The following is a 25,562-nucleotide window of genomic DNA, read 5'->3' as shown; positions in this document are numbered from 1 at the left end:
AACGAATTTTATTGATTAAACAACGCCGACAATCCGCTGCGACGTTCGGTGCGGGTGGCAATGGCGTTACTTAATATCCGCTCATCGGCATACAGTGACAGACGCCGGCGCGCGCGGGTAACGGCGGTATAGACCAGCTCGCGGGTAACCACGGGTGAATGCTGGCTGGGTAAAATCAACGCCGCATGGTCAAACTCAGATCCCTGCGATTTGTGCACGGTCATCGCCCAGGTGGTTTCATGTTCAGGTAAGCGACTGGGCTGGACTGATTTGATAGAACCGTCCGGCAGCGCAAACCACACCCTCAGGCCCTGTCCACGATCGAGGGCAATGCCGATATCACCGTTAAATAATCCCAGCGAACTGTCATTGCGCGCGATCATCACCGGCCTTCCCTCATACCAGCGGCTATGCGTTGAACGATGAATTTTACGTTTTTGCGCCATCACTTGCTCAAGGCGTTCATTCAAACCACCCACGCCAAACGGACCTTCACGCAGGGCACACAACAGCTGATACTCATTGAAGGCCTGAATGACGGCATCCGGCTCAGCGCCCTCTCTCAGTAAATCCAGATAGTGCCCATAACCCGCCAGCGCCTCATCCAACATCGCGGCGTAATCTTCGCTGCTATGTAGCGTGCGTTTTTCGATGTCGCTAAACCCCTGCTGGAAGACCGTTTTTAGCGCGGCTTTGTCACCACGATTAATCGCAGCAGCCAACTGACCGATTCCGGAATCGCTACCGAAACGGTAACTCTTTTGCAGCAGACACAAACTGTCGCGCAAAGCGGCGGCCTGAGTTCCCGGACCTGCCGGAATAGCGCTTCCGGTCAGACGACTGAGCTGGCGGGCGCGTTCCGGGGTAAACCCGTCACCGACGAAAGCACAGATATCCCCCAGCACCGCCCCCGCTTCGACGGAAGCGAGCTGGTCACGATCGCCAAGAAAAATCACCCGCCCGTGCGGCGGCAGCGCATCGATAAGGCGCGACATCATCGGCAAATCAATCATCGAGGCTTCATCCACCACCAGCACATCCAGATGCAGCGGGTTTCCCGCATGATGGCGCAGGCGCTGACTGCCTGGCTGAGCGCCTAATAATCGATGCAACGTACTGGCGTCATCGGGAATGCGTTTCTTTTGCTCTTCGGTTAACGGCAGTTCTCGTAGCGCTGCGCCCAGCGAGGCAGTCAGGCGCGCTGCCGCCTTTCCAGTAGGAGCCGCCAGACGAATACGGCAGCGTTCTCCCTCCGCCATCTGAATCAACGCCGCCAGAAGCCTCGCAACTGTTGTCGTTTTTCCGGTCCCCGGCCCGCCGGAGATCACCGATATACGACGGGTCAACGCCACCGCAGCGGCCACTTTTTGCCAGTTAACACCTTCCGCTGGTGGAAACAACGCCGCCAGCGTGTGGGTAAGCCGTTGTTCATCCACCTCAATGGCGTGGTTAACTTCACTGAAAAAGCGAGCCACCGCCCGTTCGTTATGCCACATCCGGTTCAGATACAAGCGATCGCCGTGCAGCACCAGCGGCGTGGGTTGCTCACCACGGCTTACCGCCCCGGAGGCCAGCAGACATTCCGTCCAGTCTTCTGGCTCCCCTACTTCAGCGAGCCAGGCGCTTAAAAGGGGATGGGCGTCCTCGCTCAGGGATAACCGCGAAAGTGGTAAGCAGACGTGCCCTTCTCCTGCTTCACGACTGAGCAACGCCGCCGCCAGCGCAACGGCAGGGTTATCATTTCCGGCAACCGCCAGCGCAAACTGAGCATCCAGAGGCCGGAGCTGTTTTTGCTCCACAGCCTCCAGTAATCGTTTCTGGATTGTCATGACATCTCCTCCAGTGGCGCACCGACAAACATCTCGTCCATCAAGGCGATTAACTCCCCGTCAGGTCGGGTCGCGTAAATTCCCTGTTGCGGATTTTCACTGTCAATGCCACGCAAGAAGAGATAGATAACACCGCCAAAATGGCGTTCATAATCATAATCAGCAATGCGATGGCGCAAGTAGCGATGCAGCGCCAGGGTATAAAGTTGATACTGCAGGTCGTAGCGATGCGCCTGCATGGCAGAGGCCATCGCCTGCTGCGTATACGCTGAGCTGTCTTCCCCAAGCCAGTTCGATTTGTAATCGAGAAGGTAATAACGCCCCTGGTGGCGGAAAACCAGGTCAATAAATCCTTTCAGCATGCCGCGTACCTGCATAAATTCCAACGCAGGGCACCCCGCGGAGAGCGGATCGTATCGGCGAATTAACGCATCAAGTTGGCTGGCCATCAGCGGCTGCGAAATCGGCAGGTAAAACTCCATCTCCACCTGTTTTTCACCCGCGGAAAGATGGCTCAAACTTACGCCCGTCTCGTTGAGAGGCGCCTGCAAAATGGCATCCAGCCATTCGGTCAAAACCGGCGTCCAGTGCGCGTCATAACCGCCCAACGCCAGTTTTTCCTCGACCCAACTCGGATCTACCGGTTGAGTAAAGTCGAGATCTTCAAACAGGCTATGCAAGAATGTACCTGGCGAAGCGCCGCGCGGGAACTGATGCGGTGTAAGCCCTGACTCTTCAATAACCTCACCAACGCCTGCGGCATCAATATCCAGTCGCGGGATCAGATCCTGCGCGATTCCATGCCCACGCTGTTGCAGACCGGAATAACTGGTCACGCGCCAGCTATCGCCGGGCGTACGCTGCAGTATTTTCGCACTCAGTTCGCAGCTAACAGCCTGCGCAACTTGCCAGCGTTCACCGTCAGGCTGCGCAGGCGTCTGGCAGGCAATATCGTCGCTACACAGTGCTTCAATCGCACTACGCAGACCCGCGGCATCCATCGGCTCACCTTTTTGCAACAGGCGACCAAGGGCGCTGTGATGTACATCGGTATCCCCTTTTTTATCGCCCCGACGTCGCACCAACGGCGCAACGCCAAGGCTGCAGTGCCATACCGAACGGGTTAGCGCGACATAGAGCAAACGCAGGTCTTCCGCCAGACGCTCCGCTTCAGCCAGCTCAACGCTCTCCTCGGCATCGCTGAGATCCAGCACGGCTTCAAAAGAGCTGCGATCGTGGTAGAAAGCCTGATCCTGGACGCGGAAATTCGTGATAAACGGCAGCCAGACCAGCGGATACTCCAGCCCTTTAGATTTATGGATAGTGACGATTTTGACCAGATGCTTGTCGCTTTCCAGCCTGAGCTGCTGGCTGGACGCGTTGCTGTCGGGTTCAAGAATATGCTGGGACAGCCAGCGCACCAGCGCATGCTCGCTTTCCAGCTGCGAGCCTGCTTCCTGTAACAGTTCGCTGATATGTAAAATATCGGTCAGGCGGCGTTCGCCCCCCGCCGTCGCCAGCAGGTTTTCCGCAATCTGGCGGGTTGTCATCAGCGCGCGCAGCATCGGCATCACGCCGCGTTTATGCCAGATCTGACGATAGCCATCAAACTCTTCGACCACCGCATCCCAGGCATTTTCGTCGTTATTTAAGGCTTCAAGATCCTGCGCATTCAGCCCCATCATTGAGGTCGCCAGCGCGCTACGCAGCGTGTTCTCACGCTCCGGCGTCATCACCGCCTGCAGCACCCACAGTAACTCCCGCGCTTCCAGCGTTTCAAATACGCTGTCACGGTTGGAAAGGTAGACGGAGGGAATTGCCAGCTGCGTCAGCGCATCACGGACCAGTGCCGCCTCCTGGCGGCTACGAACCAGTACGCTGATGTCCGACGCGCGTACCGGACTGGATGTTTTACCACTGACCAGTTGCGCAGCGCCAGACTGCCCGGCCTTAAGCCAGTCGCGAATTTGCGTGGCGCACACCTGGGCCATGTAGTTCTGATAATCGCCTACGCCGCAGCTTTCCCCTTCCATCAGCCACATGCTCATGGCTGGCTGTGTCTCACCGTGTAAAACAAACCGAAACGACTGGTTTTTTTCTGCAAATTTTACCGGGCTAAAGGGGATTTCGCGGAACATAAAGGCGTCATCCATCTGGCTAAAAAGCGTATTTACGCTATTGACCATGCCGGGGGCCGAACGCCAGTTGGTATCGAGCGTATAGTGTGCGCTGACCTCGCTGCGCGCCTTCATATAGGTGAAGATATCCGCGCCGCGAAACGCGTAAATCGCCTGTTTTGGGTCGCCAATCAGCAGCAGTGCGGTATCCGGCTGATGCTGCCAGATCCGGCGAAAAATACGGTACTGCTGCGGATCGGTATCCTGAAATTCATCGATCATCGCGACCGGAAAACGGGTACGGATAGCCGTCGCCAGCGCATCGCCGCTTTCACTGCGCAACGCCCCATCCAGACGGCTGAGCATATCGTCAAAGCCTAGCTCACCGCGGCGTCGTTTCTCCTCGGCAACCGCTGAACGGATCTCCGCCAGCGCCCGGGTGATCACCAGATCGCGGAGAGTTAACGGTTCGCTAAGCAGTTCATCAATAGCGACAAACAGCGGGTGCTGAGGGGTTATTCCGCCCGCTTTAGTGCGCTCTTCCAGAAAACGCTGTGAGAATTTCTCCAGCGCGTCAGGAAGCTGATAACTTTGGGTTTCTTCTTGCGCCCATGCGCTGATCTTTTCGATCCACTTACCCTGGTTACCACGGTTAAATTTACGCCGGTCGATCCCGGAGGCTTCCAGCAGGCCATCCAGCTCATCAACGGAATCACGCCATTGCTGCTTGATCTGGTTAATGCGCGCGAGAATTTGTTCGTGTCGGGAAGCCAGCGTTTCGTCATCAGACGGCGGAGCCTTGATGACCGGCGCTTCCCCCTGCAGATAGCGATCGATGTCTCTCAGCAGAGCCTGCGGTCCTTTCCACGTTTCAAAAATCACCTGCGCAATGTCGCGGGGTAGTGGATAGCAGTGTCGACGCCAGAAGTCCGCACAGGCCTGATAGCGCAGCAGCGATTCATCTTCTATCAGTTGCTGTTCGAACAGCATGCCTGATTCAAAGGCGTTGAGACTGAGCATACGCTGACAAAAGCCGTGGATGGTAAACACCGCCGCTTCATCCATCTGTCTTTCAGCCAATAGCAGCCACTGAGCGGCCTGTTTTTTATCGGCGATTTCATCTAACAAACGGGCATATAGCGGGTTGTCGGTTGTTTCACGCAGGCAGGCAATTCGCAGTTCATGAATGTTGCTACGAATTCGACCACGCAACTCTTCGGTGGCCGCCTCGGTGAAGGTGACCACGAGCAGTTCTTCAACGGTCAGAGGACGAGGAAAGGCGGCAGAGCCGCCCAGTCCAAGCAGTAAACGTAAATACAGGGCGGCGATGGTAAAGGTTTTACCGGTGCCCGCAGAGGCTTCAATCAGGCGCTCGCCCGTCAGGGGCAAGCGCAGTGGATCAAGGGACTCAGCGGCATCATTCATTCTTATCACTCATCAGGGGTAAGGTTTGCTGCAACGCGCTGACGGTCTGCCACACTTTCCAGCCTTCCGGGTGCACATATTCTGCTTTCCCGTTCTGACTGCCGGAAACCTGTGACAGTATCGCCATGCCTTGCGGCTCAACCACCGCCTGATGGAAGAAGTCGGCAAGTTTTTGCGGCGTCAGCAGTTTAATCTGAGCCACTATTTTATCACGTGAATCGAAGCGCATATTGCCGCGATCAAAATCTTTGCTTAACTGTGAGGCTTCTTCCCCCAGCGTTTGCGGCGCCTGCAGCATTTGCGCAATAATCGCCTGCTGAATTTGCGCAAACTCTTCAGGTTTCATCGCCCGCAGCTTCGCTTCCGCCGTCGGGAAAAACGCTTTATAACGCTCCCAAAGATAAGACGGCTGCTTATCATTGCTTTGCAGCAGGAACCCCATTCCCCACTGACGGCCGATACTCATCGGGAAAGCAAATACAGCGTAGCCTAACTGCTCTTCAGTACGCAGTTGATTGTAGAACCACGGCTGAACAATCTGCCCTAACATGGCGCTGTAGGCTGAACTGGCGTATTCATCGTATCCGGTTGGCACAAATACCGCCGCCAGCGCGGAGTCCGTGCTACTGCCTGCTTTTTCAAAGATGACGGACTGCTTCTTGTCCACAACCACATCTTTATTGCGACACCACTGTGACCCGTTAGCGCCAAGCTGTTGTTGGATATCCCGCGCCATGGTCGTCGCCTGAGCTTCGCTCATATTACCAATTACCAGGAATTCAGGCCGCGCACCGGTTTTTAAGGCGTCGCGGTACGCCATCACCTCTTTCAGGGAGATGGAAGGCAATAGCTTACGGCGCTCATCGCGTGAGAAGTACGGCACCTGAGAAAGCATTTGCACTGGCATAATTGCCTGATCGTAGGCTTTACCCTTCTCTGCAGAATCCATCATCTGGGCATACCAGGATTTCGCCTGTTCCAGCTGTTCATCCGTTGAGGTGTAGCTGAAATAGCCGCTCAGCAGCGCCTGAAAAAGCTGCGGCAGACGTTGGGTGTAGCCGTTGGCGTTAAGCATCAACCCGTTGTTAGCGTTGGTAGAGAAACCAATTCCGCCTACCGACGCCTGGTTGCTTAACTGATCGAGCGCAATCCCCGCCAGGTAATCGTTAAGTGCGAATAATACCTGGTTGCGAGCGCTGTCCATGGCCTTCGGGTTACGCAGGATCACGCTGACGTCAGCCTTCGGCTCACTGGCAAAATACTGGCTCGGCGCATACACCACGCGTAGATCCGGCTCATCAACGATCAGTTCCGGGTGAGCGTATTTTTTATCCGTTTTAATCAGCGTGAAATCATCCGGAATGTAGGGGTTCAACTCCGGTAACGACAGCGCAATGCCCTGCGCTTTTTGCTGCCAGTCGGCAAAGGTTTTGTCGCTGATTTTATCCACCTGGTAAGGCGCATCGACAAAATAAGCGGTTTTATTATGCGGTTCTTTCGCACTGATATACCAGATACGCGCATTCTGTGGCGTCATCATTGCCAGGCGTTGCTCAACGGCTTTCACATCGTACTGGTCGGCAATATTCACCGCATCCAGCGTATGTTCGACAGGAACGCGGATCATGGTATCAGCCAGCCATTCCACGTAGTCCATATCACGGGTGATGGAGGGATAACGGAAATCGAGATCCAGTACGTGCGCCAGTTCGTCAAAATAGCGTTTATCGACGCCTTTATCGCGTAACAGATTGAGATAACTGAAAATTGCCGCAACAACTTCTTCGCGGTTCGCCAGCCCTTTGTCGGTTAACGTCGCGGAAATGGCTAACACGCCGCTGTTCCCATTGACCACCGGATCGGAATCCGCACGAATACCTTCAACCAGTCCCTGCTTTTGCAGCCAGTCAGACAACGTGCCAGGGCTACGATTACCAATTAGATAGGTCACCAGCTCATCGGTTTTACTGCGGAACTGCGCGCTGTTGTTATCGATACGAAACTCGACGCGCAGTACTTTACGCGGCATTGCCGGAACATAGTGGATGATGACGCCCTTTTGCGCCTCGGTGACTACCGGTACGGTAATTTCAGGCTTTGCGATATTTCTGTTCGGTACGCGTCCAAAGGTGTCAGCAGCTATCCGCGCCAGCTCTGGCAGCGGCTTATTGCTATAAATCACCGCCTTCATCAGGTTCGCGGAGTAGTACTTTTCATGAAATTTTTGTAATGCCTGCACCACCGGTTTTCCCGGTTTATCGCTTAATGTCTCGAGATTTCCGCCGGAGAAACGCGAACCAGGGTGCGCCGGGTTGATGGTCTCAGCACTCACCTGCGCCATACGCATCCCGTCTCGGGTACGCGCCAGCGTCAGCTCGGAGTTAACCGCGTTACGCTCACGATCGGCATATTTTTTATCCAGCAACGGATCGGCAATAGCGTCCGCCAGGCGATCCACCGCCCCCACCAACGCGTCGTTTTCGACTTCAAGATAGAAGGCCGTACGGTAAGGCGCGGTGCTGGCATTGTGGCTGCCACCGTGCATTTTCAGGAATTCAGCCAGACTGTCCGGCTGTGGGTATTTTTTCGAGCCCATCAGACACATGTGTTCGAGATAATGCGCCAGCCCCTGATGCTCGTCCGGATCTTCCAGCGAGCCCACGGGAACCACCAGTGCAGAAAGGGATTTCACAGCCTGAGGATCGGATACCAGCAACACGACCATGCCGTTATCAAGGCGCACGGCCTGATACTGGCGGGTGTCTTTATCGCTTTTACGGATGGTTTCAGCTAAAGGCTGCCAACCGGTATCTGCCTGACTTACGGGAACCCAAAGGGCGACGAACAACAGTAATGCGCTGAACCAGGTGCTGCGGGGCATTCACAAACCTCATCATTAACGTATTCACCTGTTCACAGCAAAGCACGCATAAATACGTGGTCTGAACAGGGCAAGACTATGTGCTGAACGAGCCAGCATCCTCTCTTTGTAAGAATCAGTCCGTGACAGAATGCGCATAATAGTGGAAGCCATCGGACTGCGCAATTTTTATACAATCATCATGACTGATTAAAGCGAAAAATCGGTAACAGGTAACGCTGAGACTGTAAAACAATGGTCTCCAGCGTAGCCGCATCCAGTTGACGCCAAAGACGCTGATACCAGATATCATCACCTTCACCCCGTACCATCATGTTGCCTTCATAGGCCTGCAGAAACTTACTGCGCGCTTTTTGCAACGTTGCATCGTCATCTAACATGGCATCATTTACGGCGTCATAACAGGTTTTTATCCAGGCGCCGCCGCTTTCGGGCAATACCAGCAATGGTGACGACATGCCTTCCCGATACCCGTCAATGAGCTGCGACAGGTACAGCAGTGCCTGCTCTGCATCCAGTGGAGGAAAACGCCATTCCCCGTCTTTACGCAGGAACAACCGGCTCTCTCCCGTACCGCCACTGGCACAATAGACAAGATGTTCCAGCCAAAGTTGCACACCCTGCGCAATGCTTATCAAAGATGGGCGCCAGCGCAACAAACCGTCCTCTTGCACCTGTGGCAGCCAACCGGTGATTTGCACGCCGTTACAGTTAAGATCGATTTCCATACTCTGGCAGGGCTGACGACAGGCGATAATGCGTTCAGCCAGCGACTGCATCTCCTGACGCTGCGTATCCCACAGAATTTCGCCAAATGGCCCATAGGGAAGCGTGCCCGCCGCACGAAAACGGCGAAACAGTTGTTCAGCATCCTTCTCTTCAACCAGCGTGTTAAGCAATTGCTGATTAAGCTGATAGCGGGTTAATCCTTCAAGAGTGAACGGTTCCGTTTCCGGGATCTCACTTTCTTCAGAGCGGAAGTTGACCCTCAGACGCATCTGGAAAAAAGCCCTTACCGGATGAGCCCAAAATCGCTGCAGCGTTTCCAGCGTCAGCGCTTCAGGCATCTCAAAGGGAAGCGTCTGGACAAAATCCGTGTGCGCTTTTCCTGACAGGCTCGCCGCAGGCAGCCATTCCCGGGCATAGCTTTGCTGTTCGCCCGGTAGATAGTTTTGTGCATCAAAGGGCATACGGGTATGCAAACGGGTAATGTGTGCTTTTACCCGGGCTTCGCTTTGATCGCAGGTCAACGATTCATCGCCCGGCAGGTAGTGGCTTTGCCCGATGTAGTCCATCAGTTCCTGCACCAGTACCGACGGGAAGCGCTCGCTGTTGTCCTGAATGGAGCGGCCAATGTAGCTGATGTAGAGCGTTTGCTGTGCTGAAATCAATGCTTCAAGAAACAGGTAGCGGTCATCATCGCGACGGCTGCGATCGCCCCTCATCGGTTTTTGACTCATCAAATCAAAGCCCAACGGCGCAAGCTGACGCGGATAAACGCCATCGTTCATACCCAGCAGGCACACCACCTTGAAAGGAATAGAGCGCATCGGCATCAGCGTACAAATGTTAACTGGCCCCGCCAGGAAGCGCTGGCTAATGCGCTCCTGGTCAAGACGCTGGGCCAGCTCATCACGCAATAGAGAAAGCGGTATGGCATCACCATACTCAGCCCCCAGACCTTCAGTGATAATGGCCTGCCACTGCTGTTCAATCAGCGTCATCGCCGCTTCGGTATCTGCATCCGGCAGGAAGAAATCATTAAGCATGTCCCGACAAACGGGCAGCCACTCTTCCAGCGGGCGCTCCTGCGCTAACCCTCTACGCCAGAGATTGAGCTGCATCAGCAACGAGGCCAGATGCCCTACCAACTCGGCAATCAAACCGTTGGACTCATCGTATGGCAATACCGATTGCCACTCGCCCTGCGCGCTTTCCATCGCGTAGCCGAGCAGCATGCGCGTTAAACCAAATTGCCAGGTATGCTGACCAGTAGGCGGAAGTTCCAGTTCACGCACGTTATCGTCGTCAATTCCCCAGCGAATCCCGGATTCATTGACCCATAAACGAAGATAGCGCAGCCCTTCTTCATTGATATTGAAACGCGCCGCCAGCACGGGCACATCCAGTAATGCCAGCACATCCTCTGAGACAAAACGGCTATCCGGCAGCGACAGCAGGCTAATAAAGGCCTGTAAGACGGGATGAGACTGGCGCGCCCGACGGTCGGAAATCGCATATGGTAAGTAACGCTCAGCTGGCGCGCTGCCAAAGACCGACTGAATAAATGGGCTGTAGCTGTCGATATCCGCCACCATCACAATAATATCGCGCGGCGTCAGCGTGGGATCCGCTTCCAGCATTGCCAGCAGGCGGTCATGAAGAATTTCTACCTCGCGCTGTGGGCTATGACAAACATGGAAAGTCACGCTGGTGTCGTTCAGTTCAAGCCGTCGTTTATTGTCGCTACGCGAATACTCTTCCAGCGTAACGCCCGCCACGGCATGGCTTTCAAGTTCCAGAATATCCGATTGAATATTATGCAAAAGATTGTCAGGTGTTATATCGACAAACGCATCCAGCTCCTGACTATTTTCCAGTTCTGAAAGCAGATAAATGTAATCGCGCCCCAGTTTGCCCCACGAGGCCAGCATCGGGTTGCCCACATCCTGTTCACCATCGCTGTTAAACACCCCTTCGGCTTTCTGACTATCGCGAAACAGCGGCAGATGGCGTTCTTCAAAGCTGTGCCGACGCTGACGCGCCATCAGCTTCGCCAGCCAGGCGGGATCTTTTATATCTCCCCAGTAGTAGCGACAAGGGTTGGTAAACAGCAGATGAATATCAATGTGCTTGCCCAGCGCCTGCAATGCCTGCAAATAAACCGGCGGCAGCGCTGAAATGCCGCAAATAAAGACGCGAGAAGGCAGTCCCTGCGGGCACTCGGACGCACTTTCCAGAGTCTGAATAAATCGTTGGTATAAATTGGCGCGATGCCAGCGCGGCTGGCCCAATTCCTCGGTGTGTTCCACCAGCGCTTTCCACAACGGCGCCTGCCAGGCCTGAGATTCGCCGAGTCCCTCAACCAGTCGCCCGGCTTCCCACTGGGTCAACCACTCAGGTCGATAGACTAAATACTGGTCGAAGAGGTCAGCCGCGCGCGAGGAAAGCTGAAACAGCTTACGTTTATCGGTGTCGTCCGTCAGATAGTGGCGCAGCAATGCGAAGTCATCGCCATCCAGCAATTGCGGCAACAGCGTCATCAACTTCCAGCTCATGCTCTGTTTGCTGAACGCGCTCTCTTTCGGGATATCCGGCAGCACGCGCACAAACATATCCCAGATAAAACTCGCGGGCAGCGGAAAATCGATGTTGGCGGCAATACTAAACTTCTGTGCAAGGGTCATTTGTAGCCACTGCGCCATACCGGTACTTTGAACCAGGATCATCTCAGGTTCAAAGGGGTCGTCCAGCCGCTCGCGCTCAACGATAAATTCCATTAACGCTTCCAGCACATCCAGACGATTGGAGTGGTAGACCCTTAACATAGCGACTCCTGACTACTGACGATTCGGGCAATGCAGACGCGTCATCTGACCCTGCCTGCCCAAGGCTGAAGAAATTTTAACGTTGATGCTGACACATCCCGCGCTCATTGTCTGCATTCGGTTAACCTGCCAGTTCAAAGGCGATGAAAACTGATACAGCTGGGTTTGCAGCCAGGCGTGACGCCAGAGTTGCTGATACTGGTTTCTGATGATAAAGCTGTTCATCAGCGCCCGCTGGTATCCTGACAGCGCGGTCACAATCATGATCATCAGCACCATTGCCAGCATCACTTCCGGCAGGCTAAAGCCACGCTGTCTGTTCAGGGAATCTGACATAGTGCCTGCTCCTTTAGCGGACAAAAATCGCTCCAGCCGTGCGCCGAGTATTCGATATTGCCATCAATAATCGCCCCCTGCCGCCATAACGATACCCCTTCATAATGGACTATAAGCAGCACGAAATTATTAGTAAGCAGTCGCAGACAAACCGCGGCATCCTGCGTGGTATAACGCCGACACTGTGCGGCGAGTTGTAAGCGCCAGGGCTGCATACGCCCCCATTCCATCGCGGATTGCACCACCGCCTGGCGCTGCAGAGCCTGACTTTGCGTGACCACTCGCGAAGCAAAACGGGACTCCTGCCTGCTAACGCCTTGCAGCAGAAGGCTACCGAGCACTAATAGCAACAAGACCATCGCTAAAGATGAAACGCCCCGCTCACGGTTCACAGGTTGAATCCTGTCACGCTGTAGACTGCTTCAATAACCTTTTGTGGTTCGACATTGTTCACTCCGCGCAAACGCAGCGTAAGGAGCGGGGAATATCCGCTGATATTCAGACGTTCGACCTGAAATGCCTCAATCTGTATCGTGGCTGGATCGGTCATTTTCTCCCACCCTTTTCCATTGCAGTCCGTTGCTCCCCGCAGGGTCTCCAGTACCTTGTCCTGTAAACGAAATCCAATCGTATCGGCCTCTTTCGCGGGACTGCTCTCCCAAATGCCGTTGCTATTGGCATCCCAGCGCGCAATGACACAGTCACCCTTAGCCGATATCACCAGCCCTTCTCCGACACAGTTTCCGCGGCAATACCCTGCCCGCTGAAGATGCTTCGCCACGGTGTATACCCGCTGCCATATTTCATCTTCCAGCGCTAACTGGCGCGTGTTGCGCAGGATCTCTCGCTGCAGCGCGGGTAAAAATCGCGCTGAGCTAAGCAATAAAACGCTGCTAATCGCCATAGCAATCAGCACCTCCAGGAGTGAAAAGCCCCGTTCATTTACTGACATAACCTGGCCTCATCTTTCTCGCAAAGCCTGATTCGCCCCCAGCCAGACACCACCACGCGCCATTCCCCTGTCGTATTTTTCAGGCGAATATGTCCAGCCCATGCCGTATTGCGCAGACCAAAAAAGGCCAGTGAAGGCGTTATCTCTGCCATTTCGACATCGTCCCAGGGCGGTGTAAAAACCAAGGGCGAAACGGGTAGACACGTGGTTTGCACAGCAGCAGAGCTGACAAAACACCAGGATGTGCCATCCCGAATCACGCTGATGACGTGATCGCGGTTACGCCAGTTAGCATCTTCACGCAGTTGCAGCAGGTAATCTCGCACCTGAATGGCGGTTTGCCATAGCCGCTGTTGCTGCTGCCAGCGCTGCCAACCATACAGCCCCGAGGCGCCAAGCGCCGCGACGATCAGCATCGCAATCAGGGTTTCGAGAAGCGTGTAGCCGTGTTGTTTTTTCATGTCGCCAGTATGGCGTGAGGAAAATGAATAACGAGCGGGAAATTCGGTTTCTACGGCGAGCTACGAGGAATATTTGTCGCGTTGCAGGTCGTTGCAATATTTCAGGAACCCACGCCGAAGAACGCGATTTGAGACAAAAAAAACCGACGCACACGGGCGTCGGTTGTGACAGCATGAGGCCGGTTAGATAGCCACTGGCGCTTTAATACCAGGATGCGGATCGTAGCCTTCAATTTCGAAATCTTCGAAGCGATAGTCAAAGATAGATTCAGGCTTACGTTTGATGACCAGCTTCGGCAGCGCGCGCGGTTCGCGGCTAAGCTGCAGATGCGTTTGATCCATATGATTGCTGTACAGGTGCGTGTCGCCACCGGTCCAGACAAAATCACCCACTTCCAGATCGCACTGCTGCGCCATCATGTGTACCAGCAAGGCGTAGCTGGCAATGTTAAACGGCAAACCGAGGAACACATCGCACGAACGCTGATACAGCTGGCAGGAGAGCTTGCCATCCGCCACGTAAAACTGGAAGAACGCGTGGCACGGCGCCAGCGCCATTTTATCCAGCTCACCGACGTTCCATGCAGAAACGATAATTCGGCGAGAGTCCGGGTCATTTTTGAGCTGGTTTAACACCGTGGTGATCTGGTCAATATGGCGACCATCTGGCGTAGGCCACGCACGCCACTGTTTGCCATAAACCGGCCCCAGATTACCGTTTTCATCCGCCCATTCGTCCCAGATTGAGACGTTGTTTTCATGCAGGTAGGCAACGTTGGTGTCGCCCTGCAAAAACCATAGCAGTTCATGAATGATCGAGCGTAAATGGCAGCGTTTAGTCGTAACCAGCGGGAACCCTTCCTGCAGATTAAAACGCATCTGATGACCAAAAATGGAAAGCGTTCCGGTTCCGGTACGGTCGTTTTTCTGTGTGCCTTCATCCAGCACTTTTTGCATCAGTTCTAAATACTGTTTCATGGTTCCTCAGGAAACGTGTTGCTGTGGGCTGCGGCGGTACGCCCAAACCATCATAATAATGCCTGCGACAATCATCGGGATTGAGAGGATCTGTCCCATGCTGATGTACTGTACCCAGGTGCCGGTAAACTGCGCATCCGGCTGGCGGAAGAATTCAACGATAATACGAAACGCGCCATAACCAATCAGGAACAGACCGGATACCGAACCCATCGGGCGCGGTTTACGAATGTACAGATTAAGAATGATAAACAACACAACGCCTTCCAGCGCCATCTCATAAAGCTGTGAGGCATGGCGCGGCAGCGAGCCGTAGGTATCAAAAATAGACTGCCATTGCGGGTTAGTTTGCAGCAGTAAAATGTCTTCGGTACGGGAGCCCGGGAACAGCATGGCGTACTTGAAATTCGGATCAACGCGTCCCCACAGCTCACCGTTGATAAAGTTGCCCAGACGCCCTGCCCCCAGACCAAACGGAATCAGCGGGGCAATGAAATCAGAAACCTGGAAGAACGAACGCTTGGTGCGTTTGGCGAAGATAATCATCACCAGGATCACACCAATAAGCCCACCGTGGAAGGACATCCCGCCGTCCCAGACGCGGAACAGATACAGTGGGTTATCGAGGAATAACGGGAAGTTATAGAACAGTACGTAACCAATACGCCCTCCAAGGAAAACCCCGAGGAAGCCCGCATACAGTAGGTTTTCTACTTCATTTTTGGTCCAGCCACTGCCCGGACGATTAGCACGGCGCGTCGCCAGCCACATCGCAAAAATAAACCCCACCAAATACATTAAGCCGTACCAGTGAAGCGCGACGGGTCCGATTGAGAAAATGACCGGATCGAAATCCGGAAAATGCAGATAGCTACTGGTCATCTGTCACCACAAGTTCTTGTTATTTCGCTGAAGTCAGACAGCAATTGATAAGCGCGCCTGCATAATGCAGGCGCTCCAAAGGTGCGAATGATAGCACATGGGGATCGCAGCGGATGCCGATTACAGTTAAAAGATATGTATACCTACTGTTACCAGCCCCCGATTCACAATCCCCCGCGAATCAGTCCCCCCATGCCACGGCGTTCCATAAAAGCCGCCACCTGATGGCGTACTTCTGTCGCCATCTGTGCTTCCAGGCTGCGTTGCGCCAGCGTTTGCGCCTCATCAAAATCGATATGGCGCAGCAGATATTTAACGCGAGCCACGGAACGACCGTTCATCGACAAATGGCGAAAACCCAGGCCGATCAGAATGGCCACGCACATCGGGTCGCCCGCCATTTCACCGCACAATCGCAAATCGATACCGCTTCTTTCGGCTTCCTGCGCAATCATCGCCAGCACACGTAACATACCCGGATGCAGGCTGTCATAAATGCTGGCCACCCGCGTATTGTTACGATCTACAGCCAGAATGTACTGAGTGAGATCGTTGGTTCCGACCGAGATAAAGTCTATCCGGTTTATCAGATGCGGCAGCATAAACACCATCGACGGAACTTCCAGCATGATACCAATGCGCGGTTTTGGGATCGCGTAGCCGATCATCTCTTCCACTTCGCGTCCGGCGCGTTCAATCAAACGTCGCGCTTCGTCCACTTCATCAATGCTGGTGACCATCGGCAGCAAAATGCTCAGGTTGCCGGTTGCCGCGTTGGCACGCAGCATGGCCCGAACCTGGATCAAAAAGATCTCCGGCTGATCGAGCGTTATGCGGATCCCACGCCAGCCAAGGCACGGGTTCTCTTCACTGATCGGCATGTAGGGCAGTTGTTTATCGGCGCCGACATCCAGCGTACGTAGGGTCACCGGCTTGTCGTTAAACATTTGCAGCATGCCCTGATACTGCGCAACCTGTTCTTCTTCCGAAGGAAAACCGCTTTGCAGCATGAACGGGATTTCGGTGCGATACAGGCCAATGCCATCGATCCGGCTCCCCAGCTTCTCTTCATGCTCCGGGCTGAGGCCCGCATTGAGCATCACCTTCACACGCTCGCCGCTTTTCAACTGTGCTGGCTGGTTGACGTCATCTTCCGCCAGGCGGCTCAGCTCAATTTCTTCACTGATAAGACGCTGGTATTCCTGGATCAATACCGGTTCTGGATCGACCAGCAGTTCACCGCGATAACCGTCTACTACCAGCGTACGGCGATGTAACACCGACGGCTGGATATCGGCCCCCATGACGGTAGGGATACCCAGCGCACGAACCATAATAGCCGCATGAGAGTTGGCCGCGCCGTCCCGGACAACCACACCGACTAAGCGGTCCTGAGGAAGTTCCGCCAGCGTGGTGGCGGAAAGCTCATCCGCCACCAGCACAAAGCGCTCCGGCCAGGTATTCGGCCCCTGGATCGAGTCGTCAAGATGGAACAGTAGACGCTGGCCCAGCGCGCGTAAATCTCCGGCCCGCTCTTTGAGGTAGTTATCACTCAGCGCGGCAAACTGTTCGGCAAACTTTTCAATGATCGTTTTAACGGCCCACTCGGCCACCGAACCGTTATCCACTTCCGCAAACAGCTCACGGCGCAGACGAGTATCGGAAAGCAAGTGTGAGTAGAGATCAAAAATCGCCGCCGTTTCTTTTTGCGCCCCAGCGGTAAAGCGTTTGCTGTAGCGGCGGAATTCATTCGCCGCCTCTTCCAGCGCACCGGTGAGTCGCTCGCGCTCAAGCACCGGATCCAGCGTTGAAGCCTGATAGACCTGCTCCATCAGCGGCAGCGTCGCATCCTGCCAGCCTTCGGCTATTGCCACACCAGGGGCGGCGGGCAATGCGCGGATGCGCGTTTGCCGGTATTGGCCGAACAGCGCGTTAAGCTGCGACTGCGAAAGAATCGCCGCCATTTGCGTGGCGAGCGTGACGAGGAAAGACTCTTCACTTTCATCGTACTGGCGCAATTCGCGCTGCTGGACCACCAGCACACCTAACAGCTGACGGCGCTGAATAATCGGTACGCCTAAGAACGCACGAAAGCGCTCTTCTTTTACCGAAGGGATGTATTTAAAGCTGGGATGTTTTTGCGCATCGGCGAGGTTGATAGGTTCCGCCAGCCTGCCAACCAGGCCAACGATACCTTCATCAAACGCGAGTGCGACAGTACGACCACGCGGTTTCTTCAGTCCCCGGGTCGCCATGAGGTAATAACAACGTCGATCGTGATCGGCCAAATAAACCGAACAGACCTCTGTATCCATCGCAAGACAGATGTCGGTAACCAGAATATTCAGCGCTTCATTCAGACGCGGAGCACTGGCCACCTTTTCGACTATTTCGCGCAGGCGGGTGAGCATAATTTGCGTAGCTTAACCTCTTTTACGTCTGTACGCAGGTGCGCTTTGCGGCTTAGGAGTGCTTTCCTGAAGCGCCATGACAACACTTGCGAATTCTTTCATCACCCTGCGATAGACATCGCGTTTAAATGACACCACCTGTCGAACCGGATACCAGTAACTCACCCAGCGCCAGCCGTCGAACTCAGGTGTACTGCTGGTTTGCATATTGATTTCAGCATCGCTGCTGACCAATTGCAGAAGAAACCATTTTTGTTTCTGGCCGATACAAACCGGCTTCGTGTCCCAACGCACCAAACGTTTCGGTAACTTGTAACGCAACCAGTTACGAGTAGAAGCAAGGATCCGTACATCTTTACGACTGAGACCCACTTCTTCAAAGAGTTCCCGGTACATCGCCTGCTCTGCTGTCTCTCCTGCATTTATCCCACCTTGCGGGAATTGCCAGGAGTGCTGACCAAATCGCCGGGCCCACATGACCTGCCCCTGGCGGTTACAAATTACTATCCCTACATTCGGGCGGTAGCCATCGTCATCAATCACCGGACTACCTCAATATAAACCTTATATACAAACGATTGTTTCACACTCCAGAGAGGCGGTAAACCACTCTGTTAAGGGCGCGATACTCTAATAACAATTGAATAACTCACAGCTAAGGGCGAAGTTATAAACAGAAGAAGGGCAAGCAAGGCGATTTTATTCACCTTTTCTGTGGATATAGTTGTGAAGAAGTACGGAATTACTATGGGAAAACCCAGAACAGTCCGAATAAGACATTCGTCACATATCAAAAATAGTCTTCTATATTCATAAAGTTAAAACCGTTCAGCGCAAATAAACCCATAGAAACGTGACGTATATCACGCACACGATCTTCAGGCTGATGAAAGATCGACCAGCGTTGGTTTTATCCACAGATTATGCCAATAAGTTAGGCACAATTTGTGTGAAAATTCGATTTTCGTCGCACGTCAAGGCTGTAAATTGAAACAGTAGTGGGGGTTTTTCACAGTTATCCCATCTTTCTGTGGATAACATGGTGTAAGATCCTGTTCATTGTCAGTGACCAGAATTGGAAAACCCGCTTCGCTGTTGCGCAACTCTGCGTATGTGAATCTAAAAACCAATATAAATCATAGAATTGAATAAAGCATGTGGAAAAAGATAAACTCTGTCCACACGGTATAAAATCTTTGCTCATTTTTTCACCTAAGGGTTAACCCGATGTCAGAACTCCATCCGCTGCTTTCTCCCCCTGAATCTGAAGCCCAGTTGTTGAGCCAGGCACGGCTGCTTTCGGGCTACGCGCTGGGAGAGTTGGCGGCAATGGCAGGACTCGTCGCCCCCAAGGATCTCAAGCGCGATAAAGGCTGGATTGGCGTGTTACTGGAAATCTGGCTCGGCGCTAGTGCGGGCAGCAAACCGGAGCAGGATTTTGCGGCGCTGGGCGTGGAGCTGAAAACAATCCCAGTGGATAGCCTTGGCAGACCGCTGGAAACCACCTTTGTGTGCGTGGCACCGTTAACCGGCAATACCGGCGTTACCTGGGAAACCAGCCATGTGCGGCACAAACTTAAACGCGTTCTGTGGATCCCGGTAGAAGGCGAACGCAGCATCCCGCTGGCAGAGCGCCGCGTCGGCTCTCCCCTGCTGTGGAGCCCGAATGAAGAAGAAGACCGGCAATTGCGTCTGGACTGGGAAGAGTTGATGGATATGATTGTGTTAGGCCACGTCGAACGCATCACTGCCCGCCATGGGGAAGTGCTACAGCTGCGTCCTAAAGCCGCCAACGCCCGAGCGCTTACCGAGGCCATTGGCGCCCATGGCGAACCCATCCTGACCCTACCTCGCGGTTTTTACTTGAAAAAGAACTTCACGCGCGCATTGCTTGAGCGACATTTCTTGTTCCAGGCGCAATAGGCACCGTCCGGTCTTTCACCCGCCGCGTTACGGGCCTATAATTACCGCTTCTTTTTTTTGGCAGGACTTTGTTCGATGTTATTTGCATGGATAACCGATCCTAACGCCTGGCTTGCGCTCGGTACGCTGACGCTGCTGGAGATCGTTCTTGGGATCGACAATATTATTTTCCTCTCTCTGGTTGTAGCCAAACTCCCGACAGCGCAACGCAATCATGCCCGACGAATTGGGCTTGCGGCGGCGATGATCATGCGTCTGGCACTGCTGGCCTCTATCGCCTGGGTAACGCGTCTGACAAACCCGCTATTCGAAGTGTTTGGCGAGGCAATATCAGCGCGCGACCTGATCCTTCTACTCGGGGGATTGTTCCTGATCTGGAAAGCCAGTAAGGAGATCCACGAATCCATTGAAGGTGAGGAAGAGGGGCTGAAAACCCGCGTTTCCTCTTTTCTGGGCGCGATTGTGCAGATCATGTTGTTAGACATAATCTTCAGCCTGGATTCCGTGATTACTGCGGTAGGCTTGTCCGATCATCTGTTTATCATGATGGCGGCAGTGGTGATTGCCGTGGGTGTGATGATGTTTGCTGCACGCCCGATTGGCGATTTTGTCGACCGCCATCCTTCGGTAAAAATGCTGGCGCTCTCGTTCCTGATTCTGGTCGGTTTCACGCTAATTCTGGAAAGTTTCGACGTCCACGTTCCGAAAGGATATATCTATTTCGCCATGTTCTTCTCTATTGCGGTAGAGACCTTGAACCTGTGGCGTAATAAAAAAAATCCGCTCTGATGAAATCCATCGCTCCCCGCACGGGGAGCGAATGCGCGCCACACCTACCTCTTCTCACAGTTTAAGATTTTACTGCTTTCGCCATGCACAACTTCGCGTTATTACTAAACTATTGTCAGATGCAGGCTATGTGAGGATAAGCAGATGAAAAAATGGGCAGTTTTGATTTCCGCCGTAGGACTGGCTTTTGCCGTTTCCGGATGCAGCAGTGATTATGTAATGGCGACAAAAGATGGTCGAATGATCCTGACCGATGGAAAACCAGAAATTGACGATGATACCGGTCTGGTGAGCTATCACGACCAGCAAGGCAATGCGATGCAGATTAATCGCGATGATGTGTCTCAAATCATTGAACGCTGATGGTTGAGGTCAGCAGCGCGCTGGCCTTAACAATTTTACTTCCCTTTTTCTCTTCCCTCAGCCATTTTTATAATCCTTATGTCGTGATTATAAAAAGGAAACGGCTATGCAATATCACCGTATACCCCACAGCTCGCTTGAAGTCAGTACACTGGGGCTGGGCACAATGACGTTTGGTGAACAAAACAGCGAAGCCGACGCACATGCACAGCTCGATTATGCCGTAGAACAAGGCATAAATTTGATCGACGTTGCCGAGATGTATCCGGTACCGCCGCGTCCTGAAACCCAGGGTCTCACCGAAACCTACGTAGGTAACTGGCTCGCCAAACACGGCAGCCGTGAAAAGCTAATCGTTGCTTCTAAGGTCAGTGGACCTTCACGTAACAACGACAGCGGTATTCGACCGAATCAGGCGCTGGACCGTAAAAATATCCGTGAAGCGCTGCACGACAGCCTGAAAAGACTGCAAACCGATTACCTGGATCTGTATCAGGTTCACTGGCCGCAGCGCCCGACCAACTGCTTTGGTAAGTTAGGCTACAGCTGGACGGACTCTGCGCCAGTCGTTTCGCTGCTGGATACGCTGGACGCGCTGGCAGAGTTTCAGCGCGCGGGGAAAATTCGCTACATCGGCGTGTCCAATGAAACCGCGTTTGGCGTGATGCGCTACCTGCACCTGGCGGACAAACACGATCTGCCGCGCATCGCCACCATCCAGAACCCCTACAGCCTGCTGAATCGCAGCTTTGAGGTTGGACTGGCGGAAGTGAGCCAGTATGAAGGCGTTGAACTGCTGGCCTACTCTTGCCTTGGCTTCGGTACATTAACCGGTAAATACCTGAACGGCGCGAAGCCTGCCGGTGCACGCAATACGCTGTTTAGCCGTTTCACGCGTTACAGCGGCGAGCAAACGCAAAAAGCCGTTGCGGCCTATGTGGATATCGCGAAACGCCATAATCTGGATCCTGCGCAAATGGCGTTGGCATTCGTGCGTCGTCAGCCGTTTGTCGCCAGCACCCTGCTGGGAGCCACGACGATGGAGCAGCTAAAAACCAACGTTGAAAGCCTGCATCTGGAGTTGAGCGAAGAAGTACTGGCAGAGATTGAAGCGGTGCATCAGGTGTATACCTATCCTGCACCGTGACGGTTAGTGCCTGATGGCGCTACGCTTATCAGACCTACAAATTGCTGCGTTCTGTAGGCCAGATAAGGCGACGCTGCAATCCGGCACATTCATTGTTCATTCATCTCGTACCAGGCTGGCGGCGCTGCCAAATCCACAGCGCCGCAATCGCCAGCGCAAACAGCGCGCCGAATCCAATACCAATCGCTACCGCCGGGATCCCCACCAGCACTGCCAGTGAGTAAATCCCAAGCATCAGCAGCATCGCACTGTTTTCGCCCAGGTTTTGCACCGCGATCGCATTACCCGCACCGACGCTTTTCTTGCCCCGCTCCTGCAGCAACGCATTCAGCGGTACCACAAAGAAGCCACCTGACACGCCGATAAGCATCAGCAACGCGTAAGCCGGAAGCAGCGCATGCTGAAGTGAGAAAATCAGCACCACGACGCCAATCAGGATCCCCGCTGGCATACAGCGCGACACGGTTTCCAGCGTCACCAGCTTCGCTGCCGCCCCCGCACCTACGACAATCCCAATCGCTACCATGGCATTGAGGTAGGTCGGCGTAGCGTTATCGGTGATGCCGAGCGCCACCGGAACCCACAGCACCAGCAGAAAACGCAGCGTGACGCCCGCGCCCCAAAAAAGGCTGGTTCCGACCAACGAAAAACGTGTTTCACCGTTGCGCCACAGCGAAGAGGCGGCGCAGAAGAAACTGCGCGTCATTTTCCCCAGATGCCAGGATTGGCCAGGACGAGCCGCGGCCAGTTTCGGGATGTACAGGTTAGCCACCACGGCGCCAGCATAGGCCAGCGCACAGGCAGAAAGTGCGGCAATCACATGCCAGTCGGCCAGAACGCCGCCGGCGACAGAACCGAGCAAAATCGCGGCGATGGTGGAGGCTTCCATCAGACCGTTGGCTTTCACCAGTTTGTCACCGGTGGTCAATTCACCGAGAATGCCATACTTGGCCGGTGAGTACGCGGCCGCACCAATCCCCACCAGCGTATACCCGAGAAACGGATTAATGCCGAAGCAAATACTCGCCGCGCCCAGCAGTTTCAGGGCGTTCGCGAACATCATCACTCTGCCTTTGGCAAAGCTATCCGCCACCTGTCCAACAAATGGCGCAAACAGGATGTAAGCGCCCACAAACACCATTTGCAGGATTGGCTGGCTCCAGTCCGGATAAAATTGTTCCTTCAGCAGCGCCAGCGTGGCGAACAGCAGTGCGTTATCGCCAAACGCCGACAGAAACTGCGCGGCGATGACGGACATCATCCCTTTGGACCAGATTGAAGTGTTAGTGTGCGCTGACTCAATCATGTTGTTTTTCCGGCTCATCGACCCAGCTTTTCAGCGTAACAAAATCCGGCTTACCGCTGCCGAGTAATGGGAGTTGCTTCAGGTGGCGAATATCACGCGGTACGGCAAGTTCAGGCACGCCATGCGCTCGCGCATACTGCTGTAGTTTTTCACGTGTGAGTTCGCTGTCGGTAGTGAACAGCACCAGCGCCTCACCTTTGCTGGCATCGCTCTTGATCGCCGTGGCGTGCATTTTGTCTGCAGATACCGCCAATGCCAGTTGCTCAACCATTTCCAGCGAGACCATCTCTCCGGCAATTTTAGCAAAACGCTTGGCGCGCCCCTGGATCTGTACAAAGCCGTTTTCATCAAAGCGGACGATGTCTCCGGTGTCATACCAGCCGCGCTCAATCTCACCCTGCGCATTTTCTGCCGTCGGCACTTCCAGCACGCCAGGTTTTTCGACGCGCAAATAGCCGCTCATAATATTCGGGCCTTTCAGTTGCAAACGCCCACCATCCTCAATACCCGGAACAGCCAGCAGTCGGGCATCCATGCCAGGCAAGATGCGCCCTACCGTTCCTGATTTTACCGCCATCGGTACATTGATCGACACAACCGGCGCACATTCCGTCACGCCATAGCCTTCAAGGACACGCAGGCCAAATTTCTCCTGCCATAGCTGCTTTGTGCTGTCTTGCAGTTTTTCCGCGCCTGCCACCACATAGCGCAGGCGGTGGAAATCGTACGGATGCGCGAAACGCGCATAGTTGCCGAGGAACGTTGAAGTACCAAACAACACGGTGCAGTTCCGGTCGTATACCAGCTCCGGCACAATGCGGTAATGAAGCGGGCTGGGATAAAGAAACACTTCCGCACCGGTCAGTAGCGGCGTGAATAATCCCACCGTCAGGCCAAAGGAGTGGAACAGCGGCAGCGCCGACATAAAGCGGTCATCGGCGGTGAAATCGGCAATCGTTTTAATCTGCTCAACGTTCGCCAGAATACTCTTGTGGCTGTGGACCACGCCTTTCGGATGGCCTTCCGAACCAGACGTAAAGAGGATCACAGCAGCCTCTTCCGGCTGCTGTTTCACCTGCGCCAGATGCGGTGCCAGCAGATGTGAGAAAATCCACAGCTTATCGCTCAACGTCACATCGGCTTTTAAATCTTCCAGATAAACCCAGCGCACCTGGGTGAGCTGTTCCGGTAGATGCCAGAGTTTGCCTTTATCGAGAAACTGTCGGGAAGTGAAGATCGTTTTGATTTCAGACGCAGTAATGGCGCTGGTTAACCCTTTCACGCCCGCCGTGTAGTTCATCATGGCCGGAATGCGTCGACGCGCAATGGCTCCAAAAATGACCGCCGCGCTGATCCCCGCATTTGGCAGCATCAGGCCGATTTTTTCACCTTCGGCGCTGTATTTTTCCAGAATACGGGCCACAAAGAGCGTCTTAGTCAGCAGTTTGCGGTAGCTGTCTGGCGTAAAGTTAACATCTTCAATGCAGTTTTTGCCCGCGCCAAAACGGTATTTTGCCGCCAGCAGCGACTCGTATAGCGTTTCACGCGGGCGTACCGCCATGCGAGCTTCCATCATAATTTGATGTAGCATTTCACCGGCGATTTTGCGGCGATCGCGAGCTCGCGGGGCTTCCGGCATTGGCATTTGAGTCGGCGGTAGAATGTGCAGTTGGATACGCGGGAAGAATCGCTGTTTAACCAGACCTTTCAGGCGGCTGAAGTGGGAAAGCTCTGCCCCCTCAATGCGGACAGGAACGACCGTCGCTCCCGACTTGGCGGCGACAAACCCGGCACCGTCATATATTTTCATCAACGAACCGGTGGTCGAAATGCGTCCTTCGGGAAAAATCACCACCGGACGGCCCTGCTCGACCAGACGGACCAGATGCTTAATCGACATCGGTTTGGTTGGGTCTAACGGCACAAAGTCAATCAGCGGGGTTAGCCAGCGCATATACCATTGCTGGCTGATCGAGGTGTAAACGGCGAAGACGGGACGAATCGGTAAAAATAGCGCCAGCAGGATGCCGTCTATAAATGAGACATGGTTGGGAGTGATTAGAACGCGTTCTCCCTGTAGCGCGCTGACATTGCCCGTGACGCGAACGCGGAAAAGCACGCGAAACAGATTACGAAAAAAGCCAAATAGCATCTCAACTCCCTGTGCCATTAATTATAGAAACATTAATGGTGGGAGAGTATACGAGTTGGGGA

At 54.0% G+C, this 25,562-nt stretch carries 18 protein-coding genes; 4 read left to right on the top strand and 14 right to left on the bottom strand.

Annotation, left to right across the window (positions count from 1 at the left end; genetic code table 11):
• Positions 1 to 8: 8 nt before the first annotated feature.
• The 12 genes from recD to rppH form a co-directional block, all read right to left on the bottom strand.
• Positions 9 to 1,829 carry an exodeoxyribonuclease V subunit alpha gene (gene recD / locus HV037_RS05415; RefSeq protein ID WP_103284174.1) on the bottom strand — a complete coding sequence of 607 codons (1,821 nt, stop codon included), beginning with the start codon at positions 1,827 to 1,829 and terminating at the stop codon, positions 9 to 11.
• Positions 1,826 to 5,371 (bottom strand): exodeoxyribonuclease V subunit beta, encoded by a 3,546-nt coding sequence (gene recB, locus HV037_RS05410; RefSeq protein WP_103284175.1) that lies wholly within the window; start codon positions 5,369 to 5,371, stop codon positions 1,826 to 1,828. The genes recD and recB overlap by 4 nt, the downstream gene beginning before the upstream one ends.
• A complete protein-coding gene (gene ptrA / locus HV037_RS05405; protein WP_103284176.1) occupies positions 5,364 to 8,252 on the bottom strand; it encodes a pitrilysin in 2,889 nt (962 codons plus the stop codon). The genes recB and ptrA overlap by 8 nt, the downstream gene beginning before the upstream one ends.
• 179 nt (positions 8,253 to 8,431) lie before the next feature.
• Positions 8,432 to 11,800, bottom strand: a complete 3,369-nt coding sequence (gene recC / locus HV037_RS05400; RefSeq protein ID WP_103284177.1) for an exodeoxyribonuclease V subunit gamma — start codon at positions 11,798 to 11,800, stop codon at positions 8,432 to 8,434.
• Between the two features lie 12 nt (positions 11,801 to 11,812).
• Positions 11,813 to 12,136, bottom strand: coding sequence for a prepilin-type N-terminal cleavage/methylation domain-containing protein (locus tag HV037_RS05395; protein ID WP_103284178.1), 324 nt, complete (start codon positions 12,134 to 12,136; stop codon positions 11,813 to 11,815).
• On the bottom strand, positions 12,121 to 12,528 hold the full coding sequence (locus HV037_RS05390; protein ID WP_016157375.1) for a DUF2509 family protein: 408 nt from the start codon (positions 12,526 to 12,528) through the stop codon (positions 12,121 to 12,123). The genes HV037_RS05395 and HV037_RS05390 overlap by 16 nt, the downstream gene beginning before the upstream one ends.
• Positions 12,525 to 13,088, bottom strand: a complete 564-nt coding sequence (locus tag HV037_RS05385; RefSeq protein ID WP_016157376.1) for a prepilin peptidase-dependent protein — start codon at positions 13,086 to 13,088, stop codon at positions 12,525 to 12,527. Before HV037_RS05385 ends, HV037_RS05390 begins: the two co-directional genes overlap by 4 nt.
• Positions 13,079 to 13,549, bottom strand: a complete 471-nt coding sequence (locus tag HV037_RS05380) for a prepilin peptidase-dependent protein (RefSeq protein WP_016157377.1) — start codon at positions 13,547 to 13,549, stop codon at positions 13,079 to 13,081. The genes HV037_RS05385 and HV037_RS05380 overlap by 10 nt, the downstream gene beginning before the upstream one ends.
• A gap of 183 nt (positions 13,550 to 13,732) precedes the next feature.
• On the bottom strand, positions 13,733 to 14,527 hold the full coding sequence (gene thyA / locus HV037_RS05375) for a thymidylate synthase (protein WP_003033990.1): 795 nt from the start codon (positions 14,525 to 14,527) through the stop codon (positions 13,733 to 13,735).
• A 6-nt stretch (positions 14,528 to 14,533) separates the two neighbouring features.
• Positions 14,534 to 15,409 (bottom strand): prolipoprotein diacylglyceryl transferase, encoded by an 876-nt coding sequence (lgt, locus tag HV037_RS05370; protein WP_003825606.1) that lies wholly within the window; start codon positions 15,407 to 15,409, stop codon positions 14,534 to 14,536.
• 164 nt (positions 15,410 to 15,573) lie between these two features.
• Positions 15,574 to 17,820 carry a phosphoenolpyruvate--protein phosphotransferase gene (gene ptsP / locus HV037_RS05365; protein ID WP_016157379.1) on the bottom strand — a complete coding sequence of 749 codons (2,247 nt, stop codon included), beginning with the start codon at positions 17,818 to 17,820 and terminating at the stop codon, positions 15,574 to 15,576.
• Positions 17,821 to 17,832: 12 nt separating this feature from the next.
• Positions 17,833 to 18,363 (bottom strand): RNA pyrophosphohydrolase, encoded by a 531-nt coding sequence (gene rppH, locus HV037_RS05360; RefSeq protein ID WP_003825602.1) that lies wholly within the window; start codon positions 18,361 to 18,363, stop codon positions 17,833 to 17,835.
• A 684-nt stretch (positions 18,364 to 19,047) separates the two neighbouring features.
• Between rppH and mutH the strand changes: the two genes are divergently transcribed.
• The 4 genes from mutH to HV037_RS05340 all read left to right on the top strand — a co-directional run bounded on the left by mutH (position 19,048) and on the right by HV037_RS05340 (position 22,042).
• Entirely contained in the window at positions 19,048 to 19,743 is a 696-nt protein-coding gene (gene mutH / locus HV037_RS05355) for a DNA mismatch repair endonuclease MutH (protein ID WP_047499360.1), read from the top strand.
• Positions 19,744 to 19,818: 75 nt separating this feature from the next.
• On the top strand, positions 19,819 to 20,532 hold the full coding sequence (locus tag HV037_RS05350; protein ID WP_016154277.1) for a TerC family protein: 714 nt from the start codon (positions 19,819 to 19,821) through the stop codon (positions 20,530 to 20,532).
• A gap of 144 nt (positions 20,533 to 20,676) precedes the next feature.
• Entirely contained in the window at positions 20,677 to 20,895 is a 219-nt protein-coding gene (ygdR, locus tag HV037_RS05345) for a lipoprotein YgdR (protein WP_000758660.1), read from the top strand.
• 106 nt (positions 20,896 to 21,001) lie between these two features.
• On the top strand, positions 21,002 to 22,042 hold the full coding sequence (locus HV037_RS05340) for an NADP(H)-dependent aldo-keto reductase (protein WP_016154278.1): 1,041 nt from the start codon (positions 21,002 to 21,004) through the stop codon (positions 22,040 to 22,042).
• A 100-nt stretch (positions 22,043 to 22,142) separates the two neighbouring features.
• On the opposite strand, the gene lplT is transcribed toward HV037_RS05340, so the two are convergent.
• Together lplT and aas are read right to left on the bottom strand one after the other, a co-directional pair.
• The gene (gene lplT / locus HV037_RS05335) at positions 22,143 to 23,348 is read right to left on the bottom strand and encodes a lysophospholipid transporter LplT (RefSeq protein ID WP_016154279.1); all 1,206 of its coding nucleotides are present in this window, start codon (positions 23,346 to 23,348) and stop codon (positions 22,143 to 22,145) included.
• Complete coding sequence (aas, locus tag HV037_RS05330) at positions 23,341 to 25,500, bottom strand: bifunctional acyl-ACP--phospholipid O-acyltransferase/long-chain-fatty-acid--ACP ligase (protein WP_103284179.1); 2,160 nt, start codon at positions 25,498 to 25,500, stop codon at positions 23,341 to 23,343. The genes lplT and aas overlap by 8 nt, the downstream gene beginning before the upstream one ends.
• Between the last annotated feature and the right edge of the window lie 62 nt (positions 25,501 to 25,562).

Origin of the sequence: Citrobacter sp. RHBSTW-00017, from assembly GCF_013797615.1 — a bacterium.
Lineage (GTDB): Bacteria > Pseudomonadota > Gammaproteobacteria > Enterobacterales > Enterobacteriaceae > Citrobacter > Citrobacter braakii.
This window is presented reverse-complemented; position numbering and strand designations above follow the sequence as displayed.

What these genes read in the sequence shown, in the direction of transcription:
- ptrA (WP_103284176.1), bottom strand. Translation starts at nt 8,252, where the DNA reads ATGCCCCGCAGCACCTGGTTCAGCGCATTACTGTTGTTCGTCGCCCTT.
- HV037_RS05350 (WP_016154277.1), top strand. Translation starts at nt 19,819, where the DNA reads ATGTTATTTGCATGGATAACCGATCCTAACGCCTGGCTTGCGCTCGGT.
- ptsP (WP_016157379.1), bottom strand. Translation starts at nt 17,820, where the DNA reads ATGCTCACCCGCCTGCGCGAAATAGTCGAAAAGGTGGCCAGTGCTCCG.
- HV037_RS05385 (WP_016157376.1), bottom strand. Translation starts at nt 13,088, where the DNA reads ATGTCAGTAAATGAACGGGGCTTTTCACTCCTGGAGGTGCTGATTGCT.
- recD (WP_103284174.1), bottom strand. Translation starts at nt 1,829, where the DNA reads ATGACAATCCAGAAACGATTACTGGAGGCTGTGGAGCAAAAACAGCTC.
- mutH (WP_047499360.1), top strand. Translation starts at nt 19,048, where the DNA reads ATGTCAGAACTCCATCCGCTGCTTTCTCCCCCTGAATCTGAAGCCCAG.
- recC (WP_103284177.1), bottom strand. Translation starts at nt 11,800, where the DNA reads ATGTTAAGGGTCTACCACTCCAATCGTCTGGATGTGCTGGAAGCGTTA.
- recB (WP_103284175.1), bottom strand. Translation starts at nt 5,371, where the DNA reads ATGAATGATGCCGCTGAGTCCCTTGATCCACTGCGCTTGCCCCTGACG.
- thyA (WP_003033990.1), bottom strand. Translation starts at nt 14,527, where the DNA reads ATGAAACAGTATTTAGAACTGATGCAAAAAGTGCTGGATGAAGGCACA.
- HV037_RS05340 (WP_016154278.1), top strand. Translation starts at nt 21,002, where the DNA reads ATGCAATATCACCGTATACCCCACAGCTCGCTTGAAGTCAGTACACTG.
- ygdR (WP_000758660.1), top strand. Translation starts at nt 20,677, where the DNA reads ATGAAAAAATGGGCAGTTTTGATTTCCGCCGTAGGACTGGCTTTTGCC.
- lplT (WP_016154279.1), bottom strand. Translation starts at nt 23,348, where the DNA reads ATGATTGAGTCAGCGCACACTAACACTTCAATCTGGTCCAAAGGGATG.
- aas (WP_103284179.1), bottom strand. Translation starts at nt 25,500, where the DNA reads ATGCTATTTGGCTTTTTTCGTAATCTGTTTCGCGTGCTTTTCCGCGTT.
- HV037_RS05395 (WP_103284178.1), bottom strand. Translation starts at nt 12,136, where the DNA reads ATGTCAGATTCCCTGAACAGACAGCGTGGCTTTAGCCTGCCGGAAGTG.
- lgt (WP_003825606.1), bottom strand. Translation starts at nt 15,409, where the DNA reads ATGACCAGTAGCTATCTGCATTTTCCGGATTTCGATCCGGTCATTTTC.
- HV037_RS05380 (WP_016157377.1), bottom strand. Translation starts at nt 13,549, where the DNA reads ATGAAAAAACAACACGGCTACACGCTTCTCGAAACCCTGATTGCGATG.